The organism is Streptomyces sp. NPDC000878, assembly GCF_053599695.1.
Genome location: NZ_JBSFMT010000028.1, coordinates 89,903 through 111,452, shown reverse-complemented (window position 1 = coordinate 111,452; position 21,550 = coordinate 89,903). Strand labels below are relative to the sequence as shown.

Annotated in this window: 16 protein-coding genes and 2 pseudogenes; 15 read left to right on the top strand and 3 right to left on the bottom strand. The window is 65.5% G+C overall.

Annotated features, from left to right (window positions below; all coding sequences use genetic code 11):
- The first annotated feature begins 609 nt into the window (after positions 1-609).
- The 3 genes and pseudogenes from ACWDR4_RS24780 to ACWDR4_RS24770 form a co-directional block, all read left to right on the top strand.
- Positions 610-5,943 (top strand): RHS repeat-associated core domain-containing protein, encoded by a 5,334-nt coding sequence (locus ACWDR4_RS24780; RefSeq protein WP_450411715.1) that lies wholly within the window; start codon positions 610-612, stop codon positions 5,941-5,943.
- A 6-nt stretch (positions 5,944-5,949) separates the two neighbouring features.
- Positions 5,950-6,612: a hypothetical protein gene (locus ACWDR4_RS24775; RefSeq protein ID WP_450411713.1), complete on the top strand. Its 663-nt coding sequence runs from the start codon at positions 5,950-5,952 to the stop codon at positions 6,610-6,612.
- A gap of 439 nt (positions 6,613-7,051) precedes the next feature.
- Positions 7,052-7,150: pseudogene (locus ACWDR4_RS24770) on the top strand (NUDIX hydrolase); the annotation flags it as partial.
- Here ACWDR4_RS24770 and ACWDR4_RS24765 read toward each other — a convergent pair.
- Positions 7,138-7,599, bottom strand: a pseudogene (locus ACWDR4_RS24765) (HD domain-containing protein). The pseudogenes ACWDR4_RS24770 and ACWDR4_RS24765 overlap by 13 nt on opposite strands.
- Positions 7,600-7,865: 266 nt before the next feature.
- On the opposite strand from ACWDR4_RS24765, the gene ACWDR4_RS24760 reads away from it, so the two are divergent.
- Positions 7,866-8,531 (top strand): YdcF family protein, encoded by a 666-nt coding sequence (locus tag ACWDR4_RS24760; RefSeq protein ID WP_450411711.1) that lies wholly within the window; start codon positions 7,866-7,868, stop codon positions 8,529-8,531.
- A gap of 34 nt (positions 8,532-8,565) precedes the next feature.
- Here the strand turns inward: ACWDR4_RS24760 and ACWDR4_RS24755 are convergent, their stop codons facing one another.
- Entirely contained in the window at positions 8,566-9,435 is an 870-nt protein-coding gene (locus ACWDR4_RS24755) for a phosphotransferase family protein (RefSeq protein ID WP_450411709.1), read from the bottom strand.
- Between the two features lie 2 nt (positions 9,436-9,437).
- Entirely contained in the window at positions 9,438-10,685 is a 1,248-nt protein-coding gene (locus tag ACWDR4_RS24750) for a helix-turn-helix domain-containing protein (RefSeq protein WP_450411707.1), read from the bottom strand.
- Between the two features lie 1,213 nt (positions 10,686-11,898).
- On the opposite strand from ACWDR4_RS24750, the gene ACWDR4_RS24745 reads away from it, so the two are divergent.
- The 11 genes from ACWDR4_RS24745 (at position 11,899) to ACWDR4_RS24695 (ending at position 21,493) form a co-directional block, all read left to right on the top strand.
- The gene (locus ACWDR4_RS24745; RefSeq protein WP_351770386.1) at positions 11,899-12,093 is read left to right on the top strand and encodes a hypothetical protein; all 195 of its coding nucleotides are present in this window, start codon (positions 11,899-11,901) and stop codon (positions 12,091-12,093) included.
- A 10-nt stretch (positions 12,094-12,103) separates the two neighbouring features.
- Positions 12,104-13,552: an ATP-binding protein gene (locus tag ACWDR4_RS24740; RefSeq protein WP_450411705.1), complete on the top strand. Its 1,449-nt coding sequence runs from the start codon at positions 12,104-12,106 to the stop codon at positions 13,550-13,552.
- Entirely contained in the window at positions 13,549-13,968 is a 420-nt protein-coding gene (locus ACWDR4_RS24735) for a roadblock/LC7 domain-containing protein (RefSeq protein ID WP_055522486.1), read from the top strand. Before ACWDR4_RS24740 ends, ACWDR4_RS24735 begins: the two co-directional genes overlap by 4 nt.
- Positions 13,965-14,306, top strand: coding sequence for a DUF742 domain-containing protein (locus ACWDR4_RS24730; RefSeq protein ID WP_450411703.1), 342 nt, complete (start codon positions 13,965-13,967; stop codon positions 14,304-14,306). Before ACWDR4_RS24735 ends, ACWDR4_RS24730 begins: the two co-directional genes overlap by 4 nt.
- Positions 14,284-14,886, top strand: coding sequence for a GTP-binding protein (locus tag ACWDR4_RS24725; protein WP_450411701.1), 603 nt, complete (start codon positions 14,284-14,286; stop codon positions 14,884-14,886). Before ACWDR4_RS24730 ends, ACWDR4_RS24725 begins: the two co-directional genes overlap by 23 nt.
- A 62-nt stretch (positions 14,887-14,948) precedes the next feature.
- Positions 14,949-16,118 carry a cytochrome P450 gene (locus ACWDR4_RS24720; protein WP_450411699.1) on the top strand — a complete coding sequence of 390 codons (1,170 nt, stop codon included), beginning with the start codon at positions 14,949-14,951 and terminating at the stop codon, positions 16,116-16,118.
- Positions 16,119-16,130: 12 nt separating this feature from the next.
- Positions 16,131-17,375, top strand: a complete 1,245-nt coding sequence (locus ACWDR4_RS24715) for a cytochrome P450 family protein (protein WP_450411697.1) — start codon at positions 16,131-16,133, stop codon at positions 17,373-17,375.
- A 190-nt stretch (positions 17,376-17,565) separates the two neighbouring features.
- Positions 17,566-18,450, top strand: coding sequence for a phosphotransferase enzyme family protein (locus ACWDR4_RS24710; RefSeq protein ID WP_450411696.1), 885 nt, complete (start codon positions 17,566-17,568; stop codon positions 18,448-18,450).
- Between the two features lie 14 nt (positions 18,451-18,464).
- The gene (locus ACWDR4_RS24705; protein WP_450411694.1) at positions 18,465-18,602 is read left to right on the top strand and encodes a hypothetical protein; all 138 of its coding nucleotides are present in this window, start codon (positions 18,465-18,467) and stop codon (positions 18,600-18,602) included.
- A gap of 5 nt (positions 18,603-18,607) precedes the next feature.
- The gene (locus tag ACWDR4_RS24700; RefSeq protein WP_450411692.1) at positions 18,608-19,654 is read left to right on the top strand and encodes a phosphotransferase enzyme family protein; all 1,047 of its coding nucleotides are present in this window, start codon (positions 18,608-18,610) and stop codon (positions 19,652-19,654) included.
- A gap of 873 nt (positions 19,655-20,527) precedes the next feature.
- A complete protein-coding gene (locus tag ACWDR4_RS24695; RefSeq protein WP_450411690.1) occupies positions 20,528-21,493 on the top strand; it encodes a hypothetical protein in 966 nt (321 codons plus the stop codon).
- Positions 21,494-21,550 lie beyond the last annotated feature (57 nt).

Sequence of the window (21,550 nt, the reverse complement as noted above, 5' to 3'; positions counted from 1 at the left end):
TGTCCACGTACCTGGTCCTTTCCTGAGGTCCTTCTGCCGGATACCCGGCAGTGCAGCCTCTACCGCGCGGATCTGGGGCAGTGCTGCTTCTCTATGGGCCCACGCTACCTCGCGCAAAGCGCGGGAAACCTAGCGGGGTTGCCGTCCGGCTTGGCGCTGCCGCTTTGCTGCGCAATGGACAGATCCCGATCATGCAATGCCCTCGGGAAGCTCCGCCGGGCGCCCTGCTGTCACCGACGGGTGAGACTGTGCGGGCTCTGCTTCCCGGGCAGCGCTCCAGCCACGCGGGTGCACTAATTCCGGCCGATCGGCCATCAGTCTCAGCCACTGGAAACACGCAGCCGGGCATGTCCATGACTGACTATGTATCGTCCCTTCAGCTACTTCATGATTGCAGCGAGTTACCCCGCATCCAAAGCGTGCGGGCCCGGGGGAGGGGCTGTGAACGTGTCAAGTTCCGTTTTTGTGCGTGCGGTTGTGAGTGTCGTAACTGCTTGGGCCATGCTCATGGCCGGTGCTGCGATTGCTTTACCGGCAGAGCGGGTCGAGAGATCGTTATCACCTGCGGTCGCAGCACACCCGCCCAGACCGGCGAAACCTCAGAAGCCGATGACGCTGAAGCAGCGTCACAAGCAGGTAGACGAACAGCGGTTCAAGGCGCCTGCCTCGACTGCTGAGCCCAAGTGGAAGTCCACCGCAGAGGCGGTAGCCGAGGCGGAGAAGACCGCATCCAGGGCTCGATCCGATGCAGCGCTGGCGGATCCGAAGGACGCTTCGGCGAGTGCTCTGGCCAGTTTCTGGGGAATTCCTCAGTATACAAGAGTTGTAGGTTCCGAGGGTGGCCTGAGGGCGAGCACCGAGAGCCGGGGGGCCTTTAACGGGCAGGTGGTGCTGGGTGAAAACGTCAGCGCTACCACACTTGTACAGAACTCTGATCAAGCATTTGATTCAAGCAATGATCCGATCGATGTTTTGCATACGGTCAAGGTCACCTGGATTGTTCAGTGCCAGGGAGTGCAAAAAGAATACGATCTCAACCAGGTTGGGATTACACACTCCGCCGCATACGCTGCCTACAATCAGACAGATGACCCGATCTTCTCATTCACTGCCGCAGTAGATCCGGAACAATGTGCCCAAGGGCTGAAAAATCCTTTTAGCCCGTCCTTTCAGATAATGGCTCAGGCCGAGGTTACCGACCCTGGAGGCGGTGCGGGCCTCACATCCGCCGGCGCTTACCTGGTGGAAAGCCTTTCGGATGATCAGACGCTGGGATGTGAGACGGACTGCGGTGGTGCTGTAACGGGATTCCCCCAGCCCCAGGCTTATCGGGGGAGTGGGGTGAACACGGCCACGGGGGGATTTTCTCACCAGTACACTGATGTCAGCGAATTTGCGCCCGGAGGCGGTCTCGACCTCACTCGTAGATACGCTCAAGTCAACGGCTCCTCAGGCTCCTTGACTGCAGAAGCACAGCCTGTCGGGTCTGCTGGACCCAACTGGCTCCTGCCCTGGGACGCTCATCTGACAGTCGCGGCGAACGGTAGCGTGACCTTTGTCTCCGATAGCGGCTCTCGCGTCACCTATGTAAAGAACGGCTCATCCTACACCGCACCGGTAACCAGCCGCGCCACTCTGTCACAGCTCCCAGACGGCTCCTATACCCTCACCACCCGACTGAGGCAGACACTGGCCTTCGCCGCGGACGGCACTCTGCGCTCCAGCAAGAATGTTTCCGGCCAAGGAGTTACCTACCAGTATACCGGTGCGAATGTCACCTCCATTACTGACAGCACTGGACGTGTCACGACTCTGAAATATTCCAATGGCGTTCTGTCTCAGGCTGTATTGGCCGACGGCAGAGACGTGGATTATTTCTACACTTCGGGCCGACTCTCAAGCGTGAGCGGGACGGACCAGACTTCAGTCTCCTATGCCTACACCGCAAACGGCCAGCTCGACTTCGCCAAGGACCAGAACGGCAACTACCCGTTCCGCAATACCTACGACAGTCAAGGTCGCGTAGAGAGCCAGCAGGACGCCGAGGGGCGCGTCACCTCCTTCACGTACAGCGGAACGGAAACCGACACAACGGCACCGGACGGCGGAATATGGACCGATATCCACATCGGGAACATACTCGCCGCACAGTACGACCCGTTCGGCAACAAAACTTTCTACACCTATGACGGCCAGGTCAACCTCAACCATGTAATCGACCCATTGAACAACACAACGGCATACGCCTACGACAACAGCGGACGGCTCACCAGTATTGTTGACGGCGAAGGTGACACTGAAAGATTCGCTTACGACTCCAGCGGAAACTTCAGTAAATACACGGACGGTAACAACCGCGCCACGAACTACACGTACGACGCCAAGGGTTATCTGTCCACTGCCGTAGACGCCCCGGGTAACGCCACTACCTTCACCTACACGGCCACCGGGCAGATCGCCACGCAGACCGACCCGCTGCAGAACAAGACGACCTACGGATACGACGCGGCCGGCAACCAGACATCCGTCAAGTCTCCGAGCGGGGCCATCACCACGCAGAGTTTCGATGCGTCGGGGCGGGTGACCAGCAGCACCGACGCGCGCGGGAACGTCCCAGGTGCTGACTCCGCAGCATTCACCACGACGTACACGTACGACGCTGCCAACCGACTGCTGACAACCACAGACCCCAAGGGCCGCACCACGAAGCACGGTTACGACGCCGTCGGCAACCAAACCTCCTTGACCGACCCCGCGGGTAAGACGACGTCATACGCCTACGACGGCGCCAACCGTGCCATCAGCGTGACCGACCCCGCAGGCAACACGACCCAGCAGTCATACGACACGATGGGACGCCGCCTCTCCGCGACCGATGCGACGGGCGGCAAGACCACCTACACGTACGACAAAGCCGGCCGCACGCTGTCGATGACCACCCCACGAGGCAACGCCGCCGGCGCCAACGCCGCTCAGTACACCTGGAGGTACGGCTACGACCTGGCGGGCAATCCCACGACGGTCACCGACCCTCTCGGCAACACCACCGCCACGGCGTACACCGCCGACCACCAGCCCGCCTCCGTCACCGACCCGCTGGGCAACGTCCGGAAGTACACCTACGACGGTACGGGCAATGTCCTGCGCACCACGGACGCCCTGAGCCGGACGACCATCAACACGTACAACGCCAACAGCCAGCTCGCAACGGTCAAGGACCGAGCCGGAAACACCGTCACTTACGCCTACGACACCGCTGGCCGACTCGCAACCGAGACCTCACCCCTCGGTAACAAAGTCACCTATGCCTACGACGCCGACGGCCGCCTCACCAGCGTTGTCGAACCCCGTGGCAATGTCGCCGGCGCTGATCCCGCCCAGTACACCGGGCGCACCTCCTACGATCCCGCCGGCAACGCCATCAGCCAGACCGACCCGCTCGGCAACTCGACAACCAGTTCCTACGACACGGTCGGGAACCTCGTCGAGACCACCGACGCTCGCGGCAAGAAGACCGCCTATTCCTACGATGCCCTTGACCGCCTCACCACGGTCACAGCGCCCGACGGCGGCACTACCACTCTCGGCTACGACGTCGTGGGCAACATGACCTCGCGCGTCGATGCCAACCAACAAACGACCTCGTACGCCTACGACAAGACCGGCCGCCCCACCAGGGTCACCGATGCGCTGAACCGGTCCACGTCCTACACCTACGACGCCGACGGCAACCCCGCCACCGTCACCAACGCCCGAGGTCAGACCGCAACCGGCGACTTCGACGCGCGCGGCCTGCCGTCCAAGGTCACTTACTCCGACGGCACACCGAGCGTCAGCTACACCTACGACGCGGCCGGGCGGATCACGACGCTTGCCGACGGCACCGGCACCCGCAACCTGACCTACGACGCTGAGAACCGGCCCCTGACCATCACCTCACCCGGAGCCACCAACCCGTTCAGGTACACCTACAACCACGACGGCACGGTCAGTACCCGCACCTACCCCGACAACTACGCCATCAGCTACGCCTACGACGCAGACGGCCGTATCACGTCGCAGACCACCAGCGGCAAGACCACCACCTACGGTTGGGACGTGGCGGGCAACCTCCTGTCCACGCAGTTCCCCACCACCACGGCACTGACCGAGAACCGCACCTACGACCGCGCGGGCCGACTCGCCTCCATCACTGAAGGCACCGGCGCCCGCCAATTGACCCGTGACCCGGACGGCCGACTCGTCGCCGAGCAGTACACGGACGTGACCACCACCGGCCTGGCCAGCCGCTACGGCTACGACTCGACGGGCCGACTCACCCGAACCTGCACCGACACCGTTTCCACCACCTCGTGTCTGGACGGAACTGCCGGCGCCACCTACGCCTACGACAAGACCGGCAACCTCGCCACGTCCGTCACCGGCAGCACCTCCATCACCAACACCTACGACTCCGCAAACCAGTTGACCAAGCGCGTCGTTGGATCCACTACCACCAACCTGACCTACGACGCCGACGGCAACCTCACCAAGGACGCCACCGGCACCTACGCCTACGACGCCCTGAGCAGGGTCAAGTCCGCGACCATCGGCGCCAATTCCTACACCTTCGTCCACGACGCCGACGGCAACCGAACGCTCACCAACAAGAACGGCACCCTGGATCGCACCACACGCTGGGACCTCAACAACCCGCTCGCCCAGATCGCCACGGACACCGACGGCACCGGGGCGAAGATCGCCGACTACAACTACAACCCGGCGGGCATTCCCCAGGCGGTCAACAGGACCGCAGGCGTCTACTACCTCCTCCACGACCGCCAGGACTCCATCCGCTCAGTCCATGACGCCACAGGCGCGGCAACCTACACGTACACATACACGCCGTGGGGCGAGGCCACCGGAACGCCCGCCACCACCGGCGGCCAGAGCAGCCCCTTCGGCTTCACAGGCCAGTACATCGACCCCTACCTGACCGGCCGTCTCGCCCTCCGGGCCCGCAGCTACGACCCGGCCGTCGGCCGCTTCACCACCACTGACCCCGTCCCCGCCGAAACCGACAGCACTAACCCCTCCCCGTACGCCTACGCGGGCAACGACCCGGTCAACCAAGCCGATCCATCCGGCCGGTGCGCGTTGCTGTGTAGCGTCGGCATCGGCGCCGCCTTCGGCGCCGTCATCGAAGGCGGCATGTACGCCTGGGAACACCGCGACGGCGGCTTCACCTGGACCGGCCTCGCCAAGGCAGGCGGCAAGGGAGCCCTCACTGGAGCCATCGCCGGCGCCCTCATGCCCGGCACCGGAAACCTCGCAGCCCGGGGCCTCGGCCTCAGCGGCGGACGGGCACTCGCCACGTCGGCGGCCGTCAACGCGGGTGTGGGTGCGGGATACTCCTGGGCCGTCAACGAGGTTCAGTGCCGGCCGACTGGGCCCTGGGATCTGCTGATCGGTGCGGCAGGCGGAGGCAGCACCAGTCTCGTTGGTCCTGCCTTCACATGGCTCAAAGGCCGGCTCCCCATCGGTGAAAGTCCGCGTACCTTCCCCAACCATTACGGAAGCAACACTGAGAGCCTCGCCAAGGAACTGGCCGACGCGATTACGGCGGGTGTGTCTCCCATCAGCGCAGGCAGCGCAGCTTTCAACAAAGCAGTGAGAGACGGCGGCGACTACTTGTGGGCCGTCGGATCCAACGGCAAGCTCCGTATCCTCTTCAACGCATCGGATAAGATCAAACACTCAGTAATGTTCCGCGGGGCACCGGTGCAGGGAGCAGGCGATGTGACGTTCGCGGGCGGGAGGGTCACTCGTATCACTGACCAGAGTGGCCACTACTTTCCCTGGCTCGAGGACGATGTCCCTTCTTTCCTCCAGTCGGGCGTAGACGCCTTCCGGAAAGCGGGCGTAACCGTACCCGAGGACGCAATCGAAAAATTCGGGTGGTGATCGCATATGAACGATCTGATGATTGACTACCGTACCCTCATCAGAATCGAATCGGCTGAACTCCCCCAGGCGCTGAGGAATGCTCCACCGAAAGCCAAAGGGCAGTGGATCTTCGCCCTCCTCGACATTGCCCGCACGGATCACCATCCTGTCAACCAGGAACCCGGAATCAACCTCACGCTGCGCCTTCTCTTTGCGTCGAGACTGCTGGAATTCGTGGACCAGGAGCTGGGCACCCCGGAGCGATCGACGGCCATCGCCCTTGAGTGCATGAAGGTCGCCCGCAAGGCGATTGAGGACAACGCTCGCGAGGTACCCCCTCTGCTGCGTGCCGACGCTGTGGTAGTGCGCGTACTGCGATGCTTCCGCCTCACTCGCACGCAGGCATTGGAGGTGGCCCGTGAGCAACGTGGCCGTTACCTGGACGCACTGACTGCAGGCCTGGACAGGCGAGAATTCGATCACGTTGTCCGCGTGGACGGAGACTCTGAACTCAACACGATAAATATCCTGCTGCCGAAGGTCCGCTCGTTCCAAGAGAATATTTCTGACGGGAACGTCGCAGACGAATTGAACGAGTGGCTCGACATCCATTCCGAGCTCCTGCTCGGAGATACCGTGACGGGGTTACTGGCCGCGCGGCAGGAACGAAGACCGGGGCGAGCGTGACCGGCAGTATCAGTGAACTTCCTGTATCTCCGCAGGCGATTGCGCTGATCAGGGCAGGGATCGGCCACAACTCATGGGCCTAGCTCCACTCTCTCGCGGAGCCCACCAATTCACTGGTGGGCTCCGCGCTTTGCTGCCCGGAATATCTGCCGGAATCCCTACTAGGCGGGGCTGGCTGGTGGCTTCACTCGGCGGGTGTTGAACAGGAACGCCAGCCGTTCCCCGTTGCCTTGCTTGCCGAGGGTTACGCCGGTGAGGATGAACGCTCAGTCGTCCCCGAGGAATTTGAGAAGGTCGCGCAGAGCCCGCAGATTTCCGCGCGTCTCCTGGACTGCCACGACGTCGAAGCGGATCGTGGACGTCGGTGAAGTGCCGCTTCGGTGAGGCGCCTTCCGGGGTGGTCCAGTCCTTGGTCAGATTGGAGAAGGCGCGCAGGTTCTACGTCCAGCCCGCCGATCTCGACCAGAACGGCATCCACCCCAGCATGCGGCAGCAGATCGGCGACTACCTCGCCGGCACCTATCCCTACCTCGGCTGAGCAGCCAGGGCGGCCTCCATCATCCCGACGGAGGCCAGAATCTCAGGTGACGCCCGGCGGATGAACCGCCCCACTACCCTGTCCACTCCATAACGTCCGTGGATTTCGGCCAGCCGGGACCCGGCAGCGGTGCGTTCCCCGTCCGGCGTCGTGGTCATGTCGCAGTAGACCGGCGCGTCCACCAGCAAGGGGGTTTTCAACAGCGCGAACGAGTGGTTTGCCACCAGCTGCACCAGCCGGTCGTCCGCCCCGTGGACGTCACGGAGGAATCGGGCGCCGTCCAGCGGACGGAAGCCAGTTCCAGCGAGCCTGGGCGCATACCCCGCATCGTGCAGCACAGCGGCCGAGGCCAGGAGATCGGCATCATCACCCACGACCCGCGCCAGGCCGACCGCACGCTCCGCGACGCCTTCCGAGTGCGCTCACCGACGAGGCAGCACACCCCTCAGCTCTCTTCGCTCACCAGGCGGGCCTGGCTTGCCTGCACTCCGTTCATGAGGTGCTCCATGCCCAGGGTCAGGCCCGGTGCAGTCCGCTCATCGGGGCGCCTGAACTCCAGGCGCCCCGAGGACGTCTGTGATCCGGAACGTAGTCTGATCCCCATCGGAAGGGTGCTCGTCATCGGCTGATCTCCGAGTGACGCCGGGGAGACACGGGCTTGTACGTTTTCAACGGCGGGGAGCAGGTCCTCGGCGAAGACGGAGGGCGAAGGCAAGTGATCTCAACGCAGGCATGGGCGGATGCTCGGCGGCTGTGGGACTTCCAGCAGATGGGTCACGAGCTGCGACCTTGCTCCGTGGCGATCGGACTCGGCAGCCATGACCTGGGAGTAGCCGACACCACCGCGGACCTCTACCACCGTGGCATGGCGCCGCTCATCGTCTTCACCGGAGCGACCAGCCGTACGACGCGTGAGCGGATGCCCCGAGGCGAGGCCGAACATTATCGGGACCGTGCCGTGGCGCTCGGGGTTCCTGAGAGCGCCATCATCGTCGAGCCGAAGGCCCGGAACACGGGCCAGAACATCCGCTTCTCCCGCGTTCTGCTCGAAGCACAGCGTGTTCCCGTCTCGTCGGTCCTGCTGGTCAGCAAGCCGTACGAGGAGCGACGGGCGTACGCGACGGCGCGAAAGCTCTGGCCGGATGTCGAGTGTGTGAGCGCCTCCACGCCCATGGAGCTCTCCGAGTACGTCGATTCGATCCAGGACGCCCGTCTGGTCATCGACATGCTGGTGGGGGCCCAGCAGCGGCTCATGGTGTACCCACGGCAAGGGTTCATGATCGAGCAGGAGATTCCCGACGACGTGGCGGCGGCTTTCGAACGGTTGCGTCGCGACGGCTTCACGAGCCGACTCGTACCGGAAGAGGCAGAACGGGCCTGAGCCTCGGCCCGCCCCCTGTCCGGTCCGCGCTCTTTCAGGCGGCGCCCCATTGAGCTTGGGAATCCATTTTTCTGAGAGTCTCGATACGGTATGACAACTGCTGGGCGGCAGCGGTGTCTCCTTGATCCGCACGTCGAATGAAGGACCCGAGTGTGTGAAGGTCTCGGATTTCGCAGAGAACCGATTTACCGGTCCACTGCCGGATGTCGTAGCCGTACCGTTCGCTGAAATCATCCAGCTCTCCGACGCTTCGACCGAAGCGGGCTCCTTGGAACGTATTGGCCAGGTCGATCTCTCGCGGGCCGAATGCTGCCTCGTCCCAGTCTCCGAGCCTGACGTCCTCGCCGTCCCAGAGCGTGTTGCCCGGATAGGCGTCGCCGTGGATGTGCCCGTACCCCAAGGGAAAATCCAGCTGTTCGTATGCGTGGAGGAGTTCCTGCCTGCGCTCCATGAGCCACGCCCGTTCGTTCGGCGTCAGGTAGGTACTGGCTTCCACGCCGGTCTTGAGCGAGGCAAGCGGCTGGTGGCGCGGCAGTGACACTGGCGGGGACGGTAGGGAATGCAGAGTCCTCAGCAGATCGCCCAACCGTCCGGGCGGAGGCGCCCCGTGTTCGGGTTGCGGGTAGTGCCGCCAGAACGTGACGGCATGAGGGCCGTGTACCACTGGCTGGGGCACATCCGCAGGCTCTGTCGCCGGGAAGTCGTTCGCGACGAGCCAGCGTGTGAGGGTGACGGCGGTCGCGAGGCGATGCTGCTGCAAGGCGGGACTGACGCGTACCACAACGTCTTCTGCGGCGAGAAGGAACACGGAAGTGGCGTGGTGGTGAAGCGGGACGAGGGAGTGGTCCGTCAGACCTGACGCCTGACAGGCCTCGCGGGCGGCGGACTCGGGGGAGGCCGTCATTGTCATGAGGTGAGGGCCTTCGCTCTCGTGTCGATCACCTGATAGCCGCGAGTGGCATCGGCGAGCTCGCGGGCGACCCGGCTTCGGGTGAACCGTGGTTCTTCGAGAAGCGTAGCTACTTCCTGCACGGCGTCGCCGAGTTGTCGGATACGGCGGTCGACCGGCAGTTCCAGGATGGGCTGGAGTTGCTCGCCGGCTCCCTCGATCTCTCCTGCGGCGATGCGCGCTGTGACGATGTCCAGGCGCGCCAGCGCCTCGTCGCCGTATGACCGCTGCTCCTTCGGGCCCATCTCGTACAGATCGATCGCGGCGGCGGCGTGCTGCTCGGCCCTCTTGTGTTCGCCGAGGAGGGCGTACGTTCCGCCTATATAGTACTCCTGCTTGGCTTCCGGGAAAGTGAGCAACCCTCCGAATCTGGTGAGCCCGTTGGGAGCTGTTCGCTGTTCGCGGGCCTGCTCAAGTTCCTTGAGCGCTGCCAGGGCCGTGTTCCGGTCGCCGACACGAGCCGCAGCCCTGGCTCCGATCGCCGCAGTTCTGACCCGGGTCTCGCCGACAGGGGCGAACCGGATCGCCTGTTGTGTGTACTTGAGGGCTGTGTGCCGGTGAGTTGACCACTCCGCGATCAGTGCGGCTGTGCCCTTGACCCATGCCCGGAGATCGTCGTGGTCGGCATGCTCGGCAAGGGTCCCGGCCGTCTGGAGCTGGGCGATAGCGGAGTCTTGGTCGCCGAGATTCTGTGACGCGTGGGAGAGGAGCAGGCAACTCGCGCCGGCCAGGAGATACAACTCCCTTGTTTGGCCGGGAGGTTGGTGGCCGCTCAGCAGCGCGAAGAGCCGGTCTCTCGTCGACAGCAGGTCGTGGAAGAGCGGGTACAGGGGAGCGTGGACGTAGTCCGTCGCGATCCGAGTGATCCTGGATTCCAGCCCCTCAAGCTCGACGGCGCTCACGTTGCTCCTCGTAGCTGCTTCCGCGAACTGCAGCGACTGGGCTGCTGCTTGTGTCGCGAGCTCATAGAGGTCCGCTGCCTGCTCGCCGGTCGCGACCTGGAGATCGACTGCGGACGGTCCTGGGTGCGGCAACGGCAGTGGCTTGAGGACTGCGTGATGGTCACGGAACGGTGGGGGGAGCAAGGCGTCCGGTGTTTCCATGCCGTTGAGGAATCTCGCGACTTTGTCGAGGCTCGTCAGTCGGCGAGTTCCTGCTTCGAGCATGGACAGGAAACCCTGGCTGAGCCCCGTCAGGCGGGCCATGTCGTCCTGGCGGAGCTTCGCCCGCTCGCGGATGAGGCGGCTCGCGCGCCCGAAGTCCCATGCCGCGATGGCGGAGTGGACTTCCGGAAGTTGCCAGACGATGTCTGGAACTCGGCGTTGAAGGGGGGTGTCGAGGAACCTGACGCGCGCGCACGCGGAACATCGGTCCTCATCGTTGTACTGGCTTAGGCGGCATCCGCAGTCAGCGCATACGCGAGCGGGCCTTGGCATGGCACCCCCGTTTCCCTTTCGCGCCCGACAGCGTAGGCGGGGTACGCGCGTGCCGGTATCACTCATGTAATACGAGCAGTTGAGGCACGCTGCTGGGCCGCCGCTGTCAGACGCAGCCGAGGGTCGTTGCGGCGATCGCGTCGAGGAGCCGTGGGACGTCTTCGAGACTGTCGAGGACCACGCCGGCTCCGGCTGTGGAGAGTCCGTCGGCGGTGGTCTTTCCGCGGCTCTTCCGAACGCGGCGAGTGCCGCCTGGCGCTCGCCGCGCGCATGCGGTTCCTGGTCTTCCCGGTACCGGAATCACCTCAGTGATATCACCCTCGGAATGTGCGTAATCGCCTTTCGGAAAACAGTCTTGGGGATCAGCCAACGTCCTTGTGACAGCAGTTACTTGGTCAAGCGGCTCAGTCAGTGTGTCCGGACGCACAGGAGATCCCGGTGATTGCGTCGCTAGGCCGAGTTGAAGCCGTCCCTGATCCGCCCGCTGCCCAGCGGCCAGTCGCACCTGTGGTGCCGCTGGATGGCTGGCAGCGGTTGCAACGTCGCCCCCTCTCCCAGGAGCCGGCGCAGCCGTGCGCGCAGACCGAACTGCCCTGGAGGATTCAACTCGCCCCACGTCCGGTGCCGCGACTCGGGTCCATCGATGTCGTGCAGGCGGGCCTGCTCGTCGGCTTACGTGCGGTCGAGGGCGCCCGGCGCCGTGGGCTCCCGGTGGGGCCGGTGCTCTGCTGTCACGCGCACTCGCGGATCCACATCCCGGTCGAAGCGGGCACGGCATACCGGTGGCACGTTCCACAGACCGTGTGCCGTGCGGGGCGCCTGTGGGAATGCGCGCTCGACAGACAGATCGCCGGGTACTCGCGCTGCTCGACGGTATGGCTGCTTCCCCCTGACGGATATCCGGAAGGCACCGACAGCGCCGCGCTCCATCACTGGCTCGCCCTGACACGGTCGGCCGGCGTGCGCAACAGGGAGGCCCTGCATGGCGTTTAGCATCTCGGCCGTCGTCCTCCTGGCGATTATCACGTTCCTGCTCGTCAAGAAGGGCGGGCTCAACGCCGGGCACGCGGTGGTCTGCACCCTCCTCGGCTTCTACCTGGCCAGTTCCTCAATCGCGCCAACGATCTCTGAGGCCACAACGAGCCTGGCGCGCATGATCGGCGGGATCAAGTTCTAGGCCACCGCCGATGACCTGGGCGACACGAGCGGGCCCCCTTGGACTCCATCCAACTGTCGCCAGCCCGGCGGTCCATCAACTTGCCGGTCCTGTTGCCCTGTCGCAGTCCACTTCGACCCCAGTGAGAGATCCGATGAGACACGAAACAGCCGTCGTGGCATCCGTTGGTCTGGCCGCGGTGCTCGTTGTCGCGCTCGGGCTGGCCGCATACTTCGCATGGCTCTCCGCCAAGCACCGTGCCCAGGCCGTGCATTGGCAAGAGACCGCCGTTGCCCAGGACTTGGCCCTGGTCGCGCTGCTTTCGCAGGGCCTCGAAACGGTCGCGGCCTCGCTCCAGTCGACAGAGCCGGCCTCGGCGGTGTTCGTGGTCCCGGACTGTCTCGCCGGTTCGGATTTCGTGGAGAATCTCCGGATCCTCGGCGAGGAGTATGTCGCTGACCTGCATCGAGTGCAGGGCGCGACGGCGGTCTCGACACGTCAGCAAGTCGAAGCCGAGGCGCGCGAGTCGGCGAAGGCAGCCGTCAAGGCGTTCGCCACCGCGATGGTGAGCACCGGCATCAACGTGAGCAGCGAGGTGGCCCAGGCGCTCCGGCGACATCACGGCAGTGCCGTCTTCGCGACGCTGACCAAGATCGATCACGGTGTCCAGCAGATGCTCCACCAGGCACAGTCATACGTCGTGCTCGCTGGAGGGCTCCTCGGGCAGCGGTGGCCCGCCAGCACACTCACGGACATCGTAGGGGCGGCCCAGGGAGCGATTCCCGACTACGCACGGGTCCACCCGTACGCGTCTGACCGGGCAGTGATCGCCCGCATGGTCGGGCCGGTGAAGCTCATCCTGAGCCACCTCCTCGACAACGCCGCACGCTATTCGCCGCCTCAGACTCAGGTGGAGGTGAACGCCCAGCACGGCCACCACGGAATCACTCTCCTCATCGACGACGCCGGCAAGCGCATGAGCGAGGAGGAACTGAAGCGCGCGCGGCGCATCCTGGACGGCCGCCAGGAGGTCGACATCCTCACCCTGGAGGCGCACCCGAGGGTCGGCTTCCCGGTGATCGCGCTCCTTGCCCGCCGGTACGGCATGAAGGTGGTGCTCACGGACTCCAACCGCTACGGCGGGATGTGCGCCTCGGTCTTCCTGCCCGAGGACCTTCTCACCACCGCTGCGGCTGAGCTCGAACCGGCTCCGCGGCCCGCCCACGTCGCGGCGCCTGCGCCTTCCTCCCCCGCTCTGACGGAGAACGGACTGCCGACGCGCACGTCTCGCCAACCGGTGCATCCGCAGCAACAGGCTGCTGCCGGGCGCCGTACGAGTACCGAACCGGCCCGGCCCGCGGTCATCGGCGCCTGGCAGCAGGCAAACAGACAGGCTCGCGGCACGGCCGCACCCCCGCAGGATCGCGCCAGGGACACCGACGTACACCCCGACCAGCAAGAAAGGCCCCTCGAATCATGACGACGCAGGTGAACAGGCTCGGCTGGATGCTCGGGGACCTCACGAGCATGCCGGATGTCAGCTACGCCGTCCTTCTGGCCACGGACGGTCTCGCCCTGGGCTACTCGGAATCGGTGGACCGTGACACGGCAGACAAGGTCGCCGCGTCCACCAGCGGCTTTCACTCCATTGGCGTCGCGTTGGCCCCGTACACCGGTGGCAAGAAGAACGGCCTGCGCCAGGTCGTGGCCGAGTTCGACGAGGGACTCCTGTTCGTCAAGACGGTCGGCCACAACGCGTTGTTGGCGGTCTCGACGACCGAGACGGTGGACGCCGAAATCCTCACCTACCGGATGAACGGACTGACCGAGCGCCTTGGTGCGGAACTGTCCAGCCCGGCACGGGACAAGGGTGACGAAGGCGGCGCTCGGCCATGAGCGCTCTGCGGCGCGATCCCGACATGGTCCGAGCGTATGTCCGGACACGAGGGCACTCGTCACCGTCCCGCGACGGCCTGACCCTGACGACTCTGGTTCGCGCCGCAGACCGCCCGCTCCACGGCCTCGACGTCGAAGCCCGGCGGGTCCTGCGGATCTGCAACGGGCCGATCGTGATCGCCGAGATCGCCTCGCTCCTCGATCTGCCTCCCACCGTCGCTCTCATCGTCGTCTCCGGACTTCTCGACACCGGCCACCTCAACGCCCCGGCACCGGCCGACCAGCCGGACATCAGCGTTATTGAGGAAGTGCTCAATGGACTCCGTGCTCTCGTCTGAGCACCAATACCTCCCAGCCACCGTGACCCGGTCAGCAAAGATCCTGATCGCCGGCCACTTCGGAGCAGGCAAGACGACTCTGGTTGGCAGCGTGTCGGAGATCAGACCGCTGAGGACCGAGGAGCCGATCACAGAAGCCAGCACCGGCATCGACGACCTCGCCGGCCTGCCCAGCAAGACGGAGACGACGGTCGCCTTCGACTTCGGCCGCCGCACCCTCAGCCCCCGGCTGGCCCTCTACCTGTTCGGCACCCCCGGACAGAACCGGTTCACCCCCTTCTGGGAGCACCTCTTCCACGGGGCGCTGGGCGCGCTGGTCCTCGTTGACACCCGTCGGCTCCAGGACTCCGACGCGGTTCTCGCGCTCTTCGAAGAACGCGGCCTGCCGTTCGGAGTCGCCGTCAACGAATGGGACGGCGCTCAACGGTTCGACCTCGACGAGGTCCGCCGGGCCCTGGCCCTCGACGACGACGTGGTGGTCACGTCCTGCGACGCCCGCGACGAAGTGTCCTCCATCCACGCGCTGATCGCGTTCGTCGAATACCTTCACCGATCCAGCCGACTGGAGCACCTGTCGTGACGATGCCGCCACCACCATCGCAAGCCGGCCACCGCGCTCACGTCGGTCAGACGCGGTTCGCGATGTACGCACCGGAGTTCGCAGCTGATCCCTCCCGCTTCTACACGCAGATGCGGGACCAACACGGAACACTGGCCCCGGTCTACCTGGACCCCGATGTGCCCGCCACGCTGGTGATCGGCTATCAGACCGCGGTCCGCATCCTTCACGACCCCCTGCGGTTCCCCGCCGATCCGCGGGTCTGGCAACAAGGCGTCCCCGCACACTGCCCAGTCCTGCCGATGCTGGAGCACCGCCCCAACGCGCTGCGCAATTCCGGTCCCGCTCACGCTCGTTACCGTGCCGCGAACACGTCCGCCCTCGACCATGTCCGCCAGCACGAACTGCAGGCCATGGTGGAACAGATCGCCATTCCCCTGATCAACGAGATGTGCGAGGCGGGCCATGCGGACCTGCTGACGCAGTACGCACAACCTCTGGCCTTCCAGGTCCTCAACGCGATCCTCGGCTGCCCACCGGAGATCGGCCAGCGTGTAGCCGGCGGGATGGCCGCGATCTTCGACGGCGTGAACGCCGAGGCCGGCAACGCCATGCTCTCCGAGGCTCTCAGCGAACTTGTCGACCTCAAGCGCCGCCATCCGGGCATGGATGTCACCACCGGCCTGTTGAGCCACCCGACGCAGCTGAACGAGCTGGAGCTGATACACCAGCTGGTCACCCTCTACGGCGCCGGCATCGAGCCTGAGCAGAACGTCATCGCGAACACCCTTCTGCTGATCGTCAGCGACGAGCGGTACTCCGGCGACGTGCTCCGGGGGAGCCTCAGCGTCCGCGACGCTCTCGACGAGCTGCTCTTCGTGGACCCTCCGCTGGCCAACTTCTGCGTGTCGTATCCGCCACGTCCGGTTGAGATCGACGGCGTTGTCCTGCCCGCCCATCAGCCGGTCGTCATCAGCATGGCCGCCTGTAACAACGACCCCGCAGTCATCTCCGACCAGCGGGCCGGCAACCGCTCCCACCTGACGTGGAGCGCCGGGCCCCATGGCTGCCCCGCCCAGCCCCTGGCCTACCTCATCGCCCAGGTGGCCATCGAGCAGATCCTCGACGCCCTCCCAGAAATGGAACTTGCCGTCCCCGCCGCCCACCTCACCTACCGCCCCGGCCCGTTCCACCGCTCCCTGACCGGCCTACCGGTCCACTTCCCCCCGTCGCCGCGCCTCACTCTGAGCTAGGGAGAACCCGACATGGACCGCACCCTGCCCCTCGTCCTCGACCCCATCGGCCGTGCGCGCGCGGCCGAAGAAGACGCCCTCCACGCCGCCGGTCCCGCCACGCTCGTGGACATCCTCGGCGTGACCGCCTGGTCGGTCAGCGACCCGGCCGTCCTCAAAGGCCTTCTGAACGACGCCCGGGTGTCCAAGGACGCCAGCAGGCACTGGCCGGCGTTCATCAGCGGCGAGATCACCGAGAAGTGGCCGCTGGCCCTGTGGGTCGGCGTGGACAACATGTTCACCGCCTACGGAGACAACCATCGGCGGTTGAGGCGTCTCGTCAGCAAGGCGTTCACCGCCCGACGTACCGCTGAGATGGTGCCGCGCATCGAACAGATCACGGACCGCCTCATCGACCGGATAGCCCGGACACAGCCCGGCGAGGTCGTCGAACTGCGCGAGGCCCTCGCCTTCCCCCTGCCAATCCAGGTCATTGGCGATCTCATGGGTCTGACCGAGGACGTGTGGCCCCGCTTCCGGACCGTGGTCGACGGAGTCTTCGACACCACGCTCGGCAGCGAGGAGGCCCGCGCCAACACCATGGCCCTGTACGGCATCCTCATCGAACTGGTCGCCTCGAAGCGGGCCACCCCCGGCGAGGACATCACGTCGACGCTCATCGACGTACGCGACGAAGAGGGCGACGGCTCCGTTCTCACGGAGCAGGAACTCCTGGACACGCTGCTCCTGATCATCAGCGCCGGCTACGAGACGACCGTCAACCTGCTCGATCAAGCCGTCACCGCGCTGCTCACCCGCCCCGACCAGCTCGCTCACGTCCGCGCGGGGCGCGCGTCGTGGGACGACGTGATCGAGGAGTCCCTCCGCTACGCCGCCCCCATCAGCCACCTGCCGCTTCGATACGCCGTCGAGGACATCCCCCTCCCCGACGGGATCGTGATCCGCCAGGGCGAGGCGATCCTCGCCTCGTACGGCGCCGCCGGCCGCCATCCGAACCTGCACGGCGCCACCGCGGGAGCCTTCGACGTCATGCGGGAGGACAAGCAGCATCTCGCTTTCGGACACGGCGCTCACTTCTGCCTCGGCGCTCCCCTGGCCCGCGCAGAAGCGCGAGCCGTGCTGCCTGCCCTCTTCGACGGTTTCCCGGACATTGCTCTCGCCGTGCCGCCCGAGGAGCTCGAACCGGTGGCGAGCCTCCTCGTCAACGGGCACCGCACGGTGCCTGTGCGGCTGCAGCCCATGCGCCGACCCGGCTGAGCCGGGGATACGGGCACGTACAGGGTCGGCTCTATCGAGTGGGAAACGCCCAGTTCAGCGCCCGTTGTCAGTGCCTTTTGGCAGGCTACGCACGCACACGCGAATACCTAAAGAATCCACCCAGTCACATACTGTGCGCGCATATGGCTGGGTGGCTTGGCGAACGAAAGGGCGCACCGAGGTGACGAACATGCCCGGCGCACTCCACCAACTGGTGGAGTCGGTAACCAAGACGTACACCGTGGTTGCCGAGCACCCCCGCCCCGGCACCATCAGGCCGTCCCTCTGGGAAGTCCACGCGCCCGGGGGCCGACGCTGGTTCGCCAAACAGCACGTGGGCCCCAAGCTGCACCGACGCGAGGTCGATGCTTATCGCAAGTGGACGGTCTCCCTCGGCGAGGGCCGGACGCCCGACCTCGTCGCCTCCGAGGCCGTCTCACACACCGTCCTGGTGACCGCTGTGCCCGGACGCAGCCTCGACTCGCTCCGGCTGCCGGCCGAGCAAAAGCGCAAGGCCTACGAGCAGGCGGGTGAGCTCCTTGCTCGCCATCACGCGGCGGCCAGCGGCGAACCCACTGCGGACACGACCGAGGGCGAGTGGGAAGAGACGGTGTCGAAGGTCCTCGTGCCTGCCACGGCGTACGTGCCCAGGGACCAACTCTCAACAGTACGAGCCCTCCTGAGCGTGCCGCCCCCACGGCTGCCCCAGGTCGCCGGGCACGGCGACTACATGCCGAAGAACTGGATGTGGGACGAGTCCGAGCAACTGCTGAGGGTCATCGACTTCGAACGCGCCGAGCTCCAGCCGGCACCCCGCCGGGATCTCAGCCGCCTGCGCTACCGGATCCTGCATCAGAACCCGGACCTCAACGCCGCGTTCCACCACGGGTACGGCAGCACGCTCACCGAGGAGGACCTGGCGGCGTGCCGGGCGTACGGGGCCCTGGATGCTGTCGACTCCCTGGCCTGGGGTATCCAGCATCACGACATCGGCCTGGTCGACGAAGCCCACACCATGCTGGAGAACCTGCGCCTGGAGACCGGCAAGAGCGTGTGGAGCGGGTGGCGCGCGTGAATACCTTCGCCGGAATGTCCGCCCGCTACCGACGCTTTCCCGTGGGCGTCCCCGTCGCCCTTACCCCCTTCGCCGACGGAGAAGTGCTCACGGAGGGCAACGCGTTCACCCTCCTCACGGCACGTCGTCCGTTGGCAAACGAAGGCCTGTGATCCCTATGGACGAAGCAGAGCAGGGCGCGGCGTTGGTCGCTGACGTGCTGGAGGATCGGTACGGACTCGTCGTCGACCTCGTCGAGCCGGTACACATGGGCACGGACACGATCAACCGACGAGTCCTGACCGACGACGGGCTGCGATTGTTCGTCAAGCAGTACCCGGCGATGGCCGACCTGGACGAGGCACGCAACGCGTGGGACATGTCGGAATACTGCCGAGCCGCAGAACTCCCAGTTCCACGCGTGTGGCCCGACGCCGACGACAACCTGGTCACCATCGCGGAAGGCAGCGCATGGGCGGTTGTCGACGAGGTCCTGGGCCGGGTGACCACATCAGCGATGACGATCCCCCTCGCCGAACACATCGGCGTCGTCATGGGACGCATGCACCGTGCGCTCGCCGCGTACCCGCTGCCCAGGCGCATGCAGCAGACCCGCTGGCGGACGGAGTCCGTCGAGGGCGCGGTAGCAAAGTGCGACACCGTGATGGCCAGAGCCACACGGCAAGGCCACGACCACCTTGACCAGCTACGAGTGGACCTCGACCAGCGGCGTACGGACTTACGTACTCACGCCGCCGCCCTGAGGAAACAACTGCCCGAGACGCTCGTGGAGCAGGCGCTGCACGCGGATCTCACCCGCACCAATCTGATCACCCTCGATGATGCCGTCACCGGCATCATCGACTTCCGCTGCGCCAGCGCGCTGCCTGTCTGGGAGCTGGGGCGAGCGGCGTTCGACCCACGCACGGTCGCGACCAGCACCGAGTGGACTGCCTGCGCCCTGGCCATGGTGAGTGCCTACCGCTCGGAGCATCCCAGCCTGCCGATGCGAGAGGTCCGGGCCTGTGCCCGGATCGCACTGCTGTACATGCTGTTCAGCTTCTACGGCGCCACCACCGCCGAGTACGACCTGCCTCAAGACGCGGAGGTGGATCTGAAGCGGTACTGGCGCGAGCGCCAGACCGCCATTCGCCGTCTGCTCGGTGACCTTGAGGGCCTCGAAGACGAGCTCACGGCCCTCGGGGCGAGCGGGGACACCTCATGACCACCCGCGGCTATCAACTGCGCAGCATTCCAGCGGTGTTGAGCAATGACATCAGTCGCACACGGCATATAGGGGGACGCCTTGGTGTACGGACAGTGGCCGCGATGACAGCGAGCGTGCGGAACGGGACGCGCCGGAACGCAGGCTCGGCGAGGCCGTCGTCAGATCTGGGCCTGCCCAGCATTTGGGGAGTGCCATGGCACGGGGCACGGTGCATCCAGATCTACGCCTCCACTCTGGTGCCGGGACCCTTGCAGATCTACGCGTACCGGGAGGCCGTTCGCTCCTATCCGCTTGCCCGGGAGTGCGGTCACGACGAAGCCGTTCTTCCGAACGCATACTTGTTGCCGCAGGCGGGGGTTGACGATGAGCTGCTGGCCCTCGCGCACGTGTAGGTTCGTATTTCGCGCGTCCCTTTCTTATTGTGGGCGCCCTTTGTCCGTCCCAAGGGACAGCGCGGTGAGACAAGCTTCTGACTGATGGTTCGCCCCGTGGCAGCGGCCGGAACGAGACCTCCAGGGAGTGCTCTTGATCCACGGCCCAGCATCGAGTGCGGCTCACCGACCCCGGTGAGCAGGACGTGGCGTACACCGCTGGCTGGTTACCCGCGAAGCCCGAGACCGTCAGGGTGAGGCGGTTGATGGACGTTCCACAACGCCCACGAGAGCAGCGCCATCAGGGAGGCGGCGCGGATACAGAACAGGGATGGCACGGTCAGCTGCGGCAGCCGAGAGGAGTTGTGGCAAGGTAGAAGGTCCGCTTCCTGACGTGGTGTCAACCCTTCTTGAAGCTACTGGCACAAACGTGTGGTTCTGCTGCCCCGCGATCCCAGATACAGCAGAATGTTCTTCTGCCAAGTAAAGAGGGGGCGTCATGGCCACGGGGAAGCCTCAACTGTTGTTCGTGCACGGCATCGGCGACCTTCGGCACACCGCCACTGACCGCCGCAGGTGGCTGGAAGCTTTGGCCGCCGGAGCGCGGGACGCCGAGATGGCCGATGCGATCTCCGCGCTGACACAGGGCTGGTTGGCGGACGTCACGTTCGCCAACTACAGCGACCTGTTCAACCGCCGAGGAGCCCAGGGCGACGCAGGCGGTGAACTCCACGAGCATGAAGTTCCCTTCCTTGCAGAGCTACTTGACTCGATGTTGGAGGAGCTCGCCGAGCAGTTCCCGTTCGAGAGCAGCCCTCAGGATGCCCGGGTCATCCGTGACGCGCGTTTCCAGCTCGACGCCGCGGTCCAGGAGAGACAGGCCCAAGGCGTGGGAGACATAGCCCGTCGGCTGGTCGGCGTCACAACGACCATGCTGCGCTTCCCGGGGGTGCGTCAAGCGGCGCAGTGGATGAACGGCTGGGCGGTCCTGTCCCAGCTTGCCCAGGTCGGCCGTTACTTGGACCGCCGGACCAGGAAGGCGGAGCTGGGGACGGCTATCCGTGCACGGGTGCTCGACGGCCTGGACTCTGATCGACCTCTCGTGGTGGTCTCGCACAGCCTGGGCACCGTCGTTGCCTACGAGGCGCTGCACGAGTACGAGGGAGCGGTCCCTCTCTGGATGACCTTGGGCTCGCCTCTGGCTCTGGGAGCGGTGGTTCTGGATCGTCTGGTGCCAACCCCGGCGGCCTGCCCGGCGAACGTCGCCTCCTGGCTCAACTTCTGGGATCGTGACGACATCGTGGTGGGCCGCCCGCATCTGGCCGACTGGATTCACCCGAGTCGGAGCGGTGTCAAGGCCGTGACAGAGCGCGTTGACTCCCGCGGGCTGTGGACGCACACCGCCACGAAGTACCTGGAGCACGGGACTGTGGCCCGCCCGGTGATCGAGGCCCTCCGGCCGTGACCGCTGCTACGAACCCGCCGCGCAACGTGCTCGTCGTGGGCGCACAGTGTGAAGGCG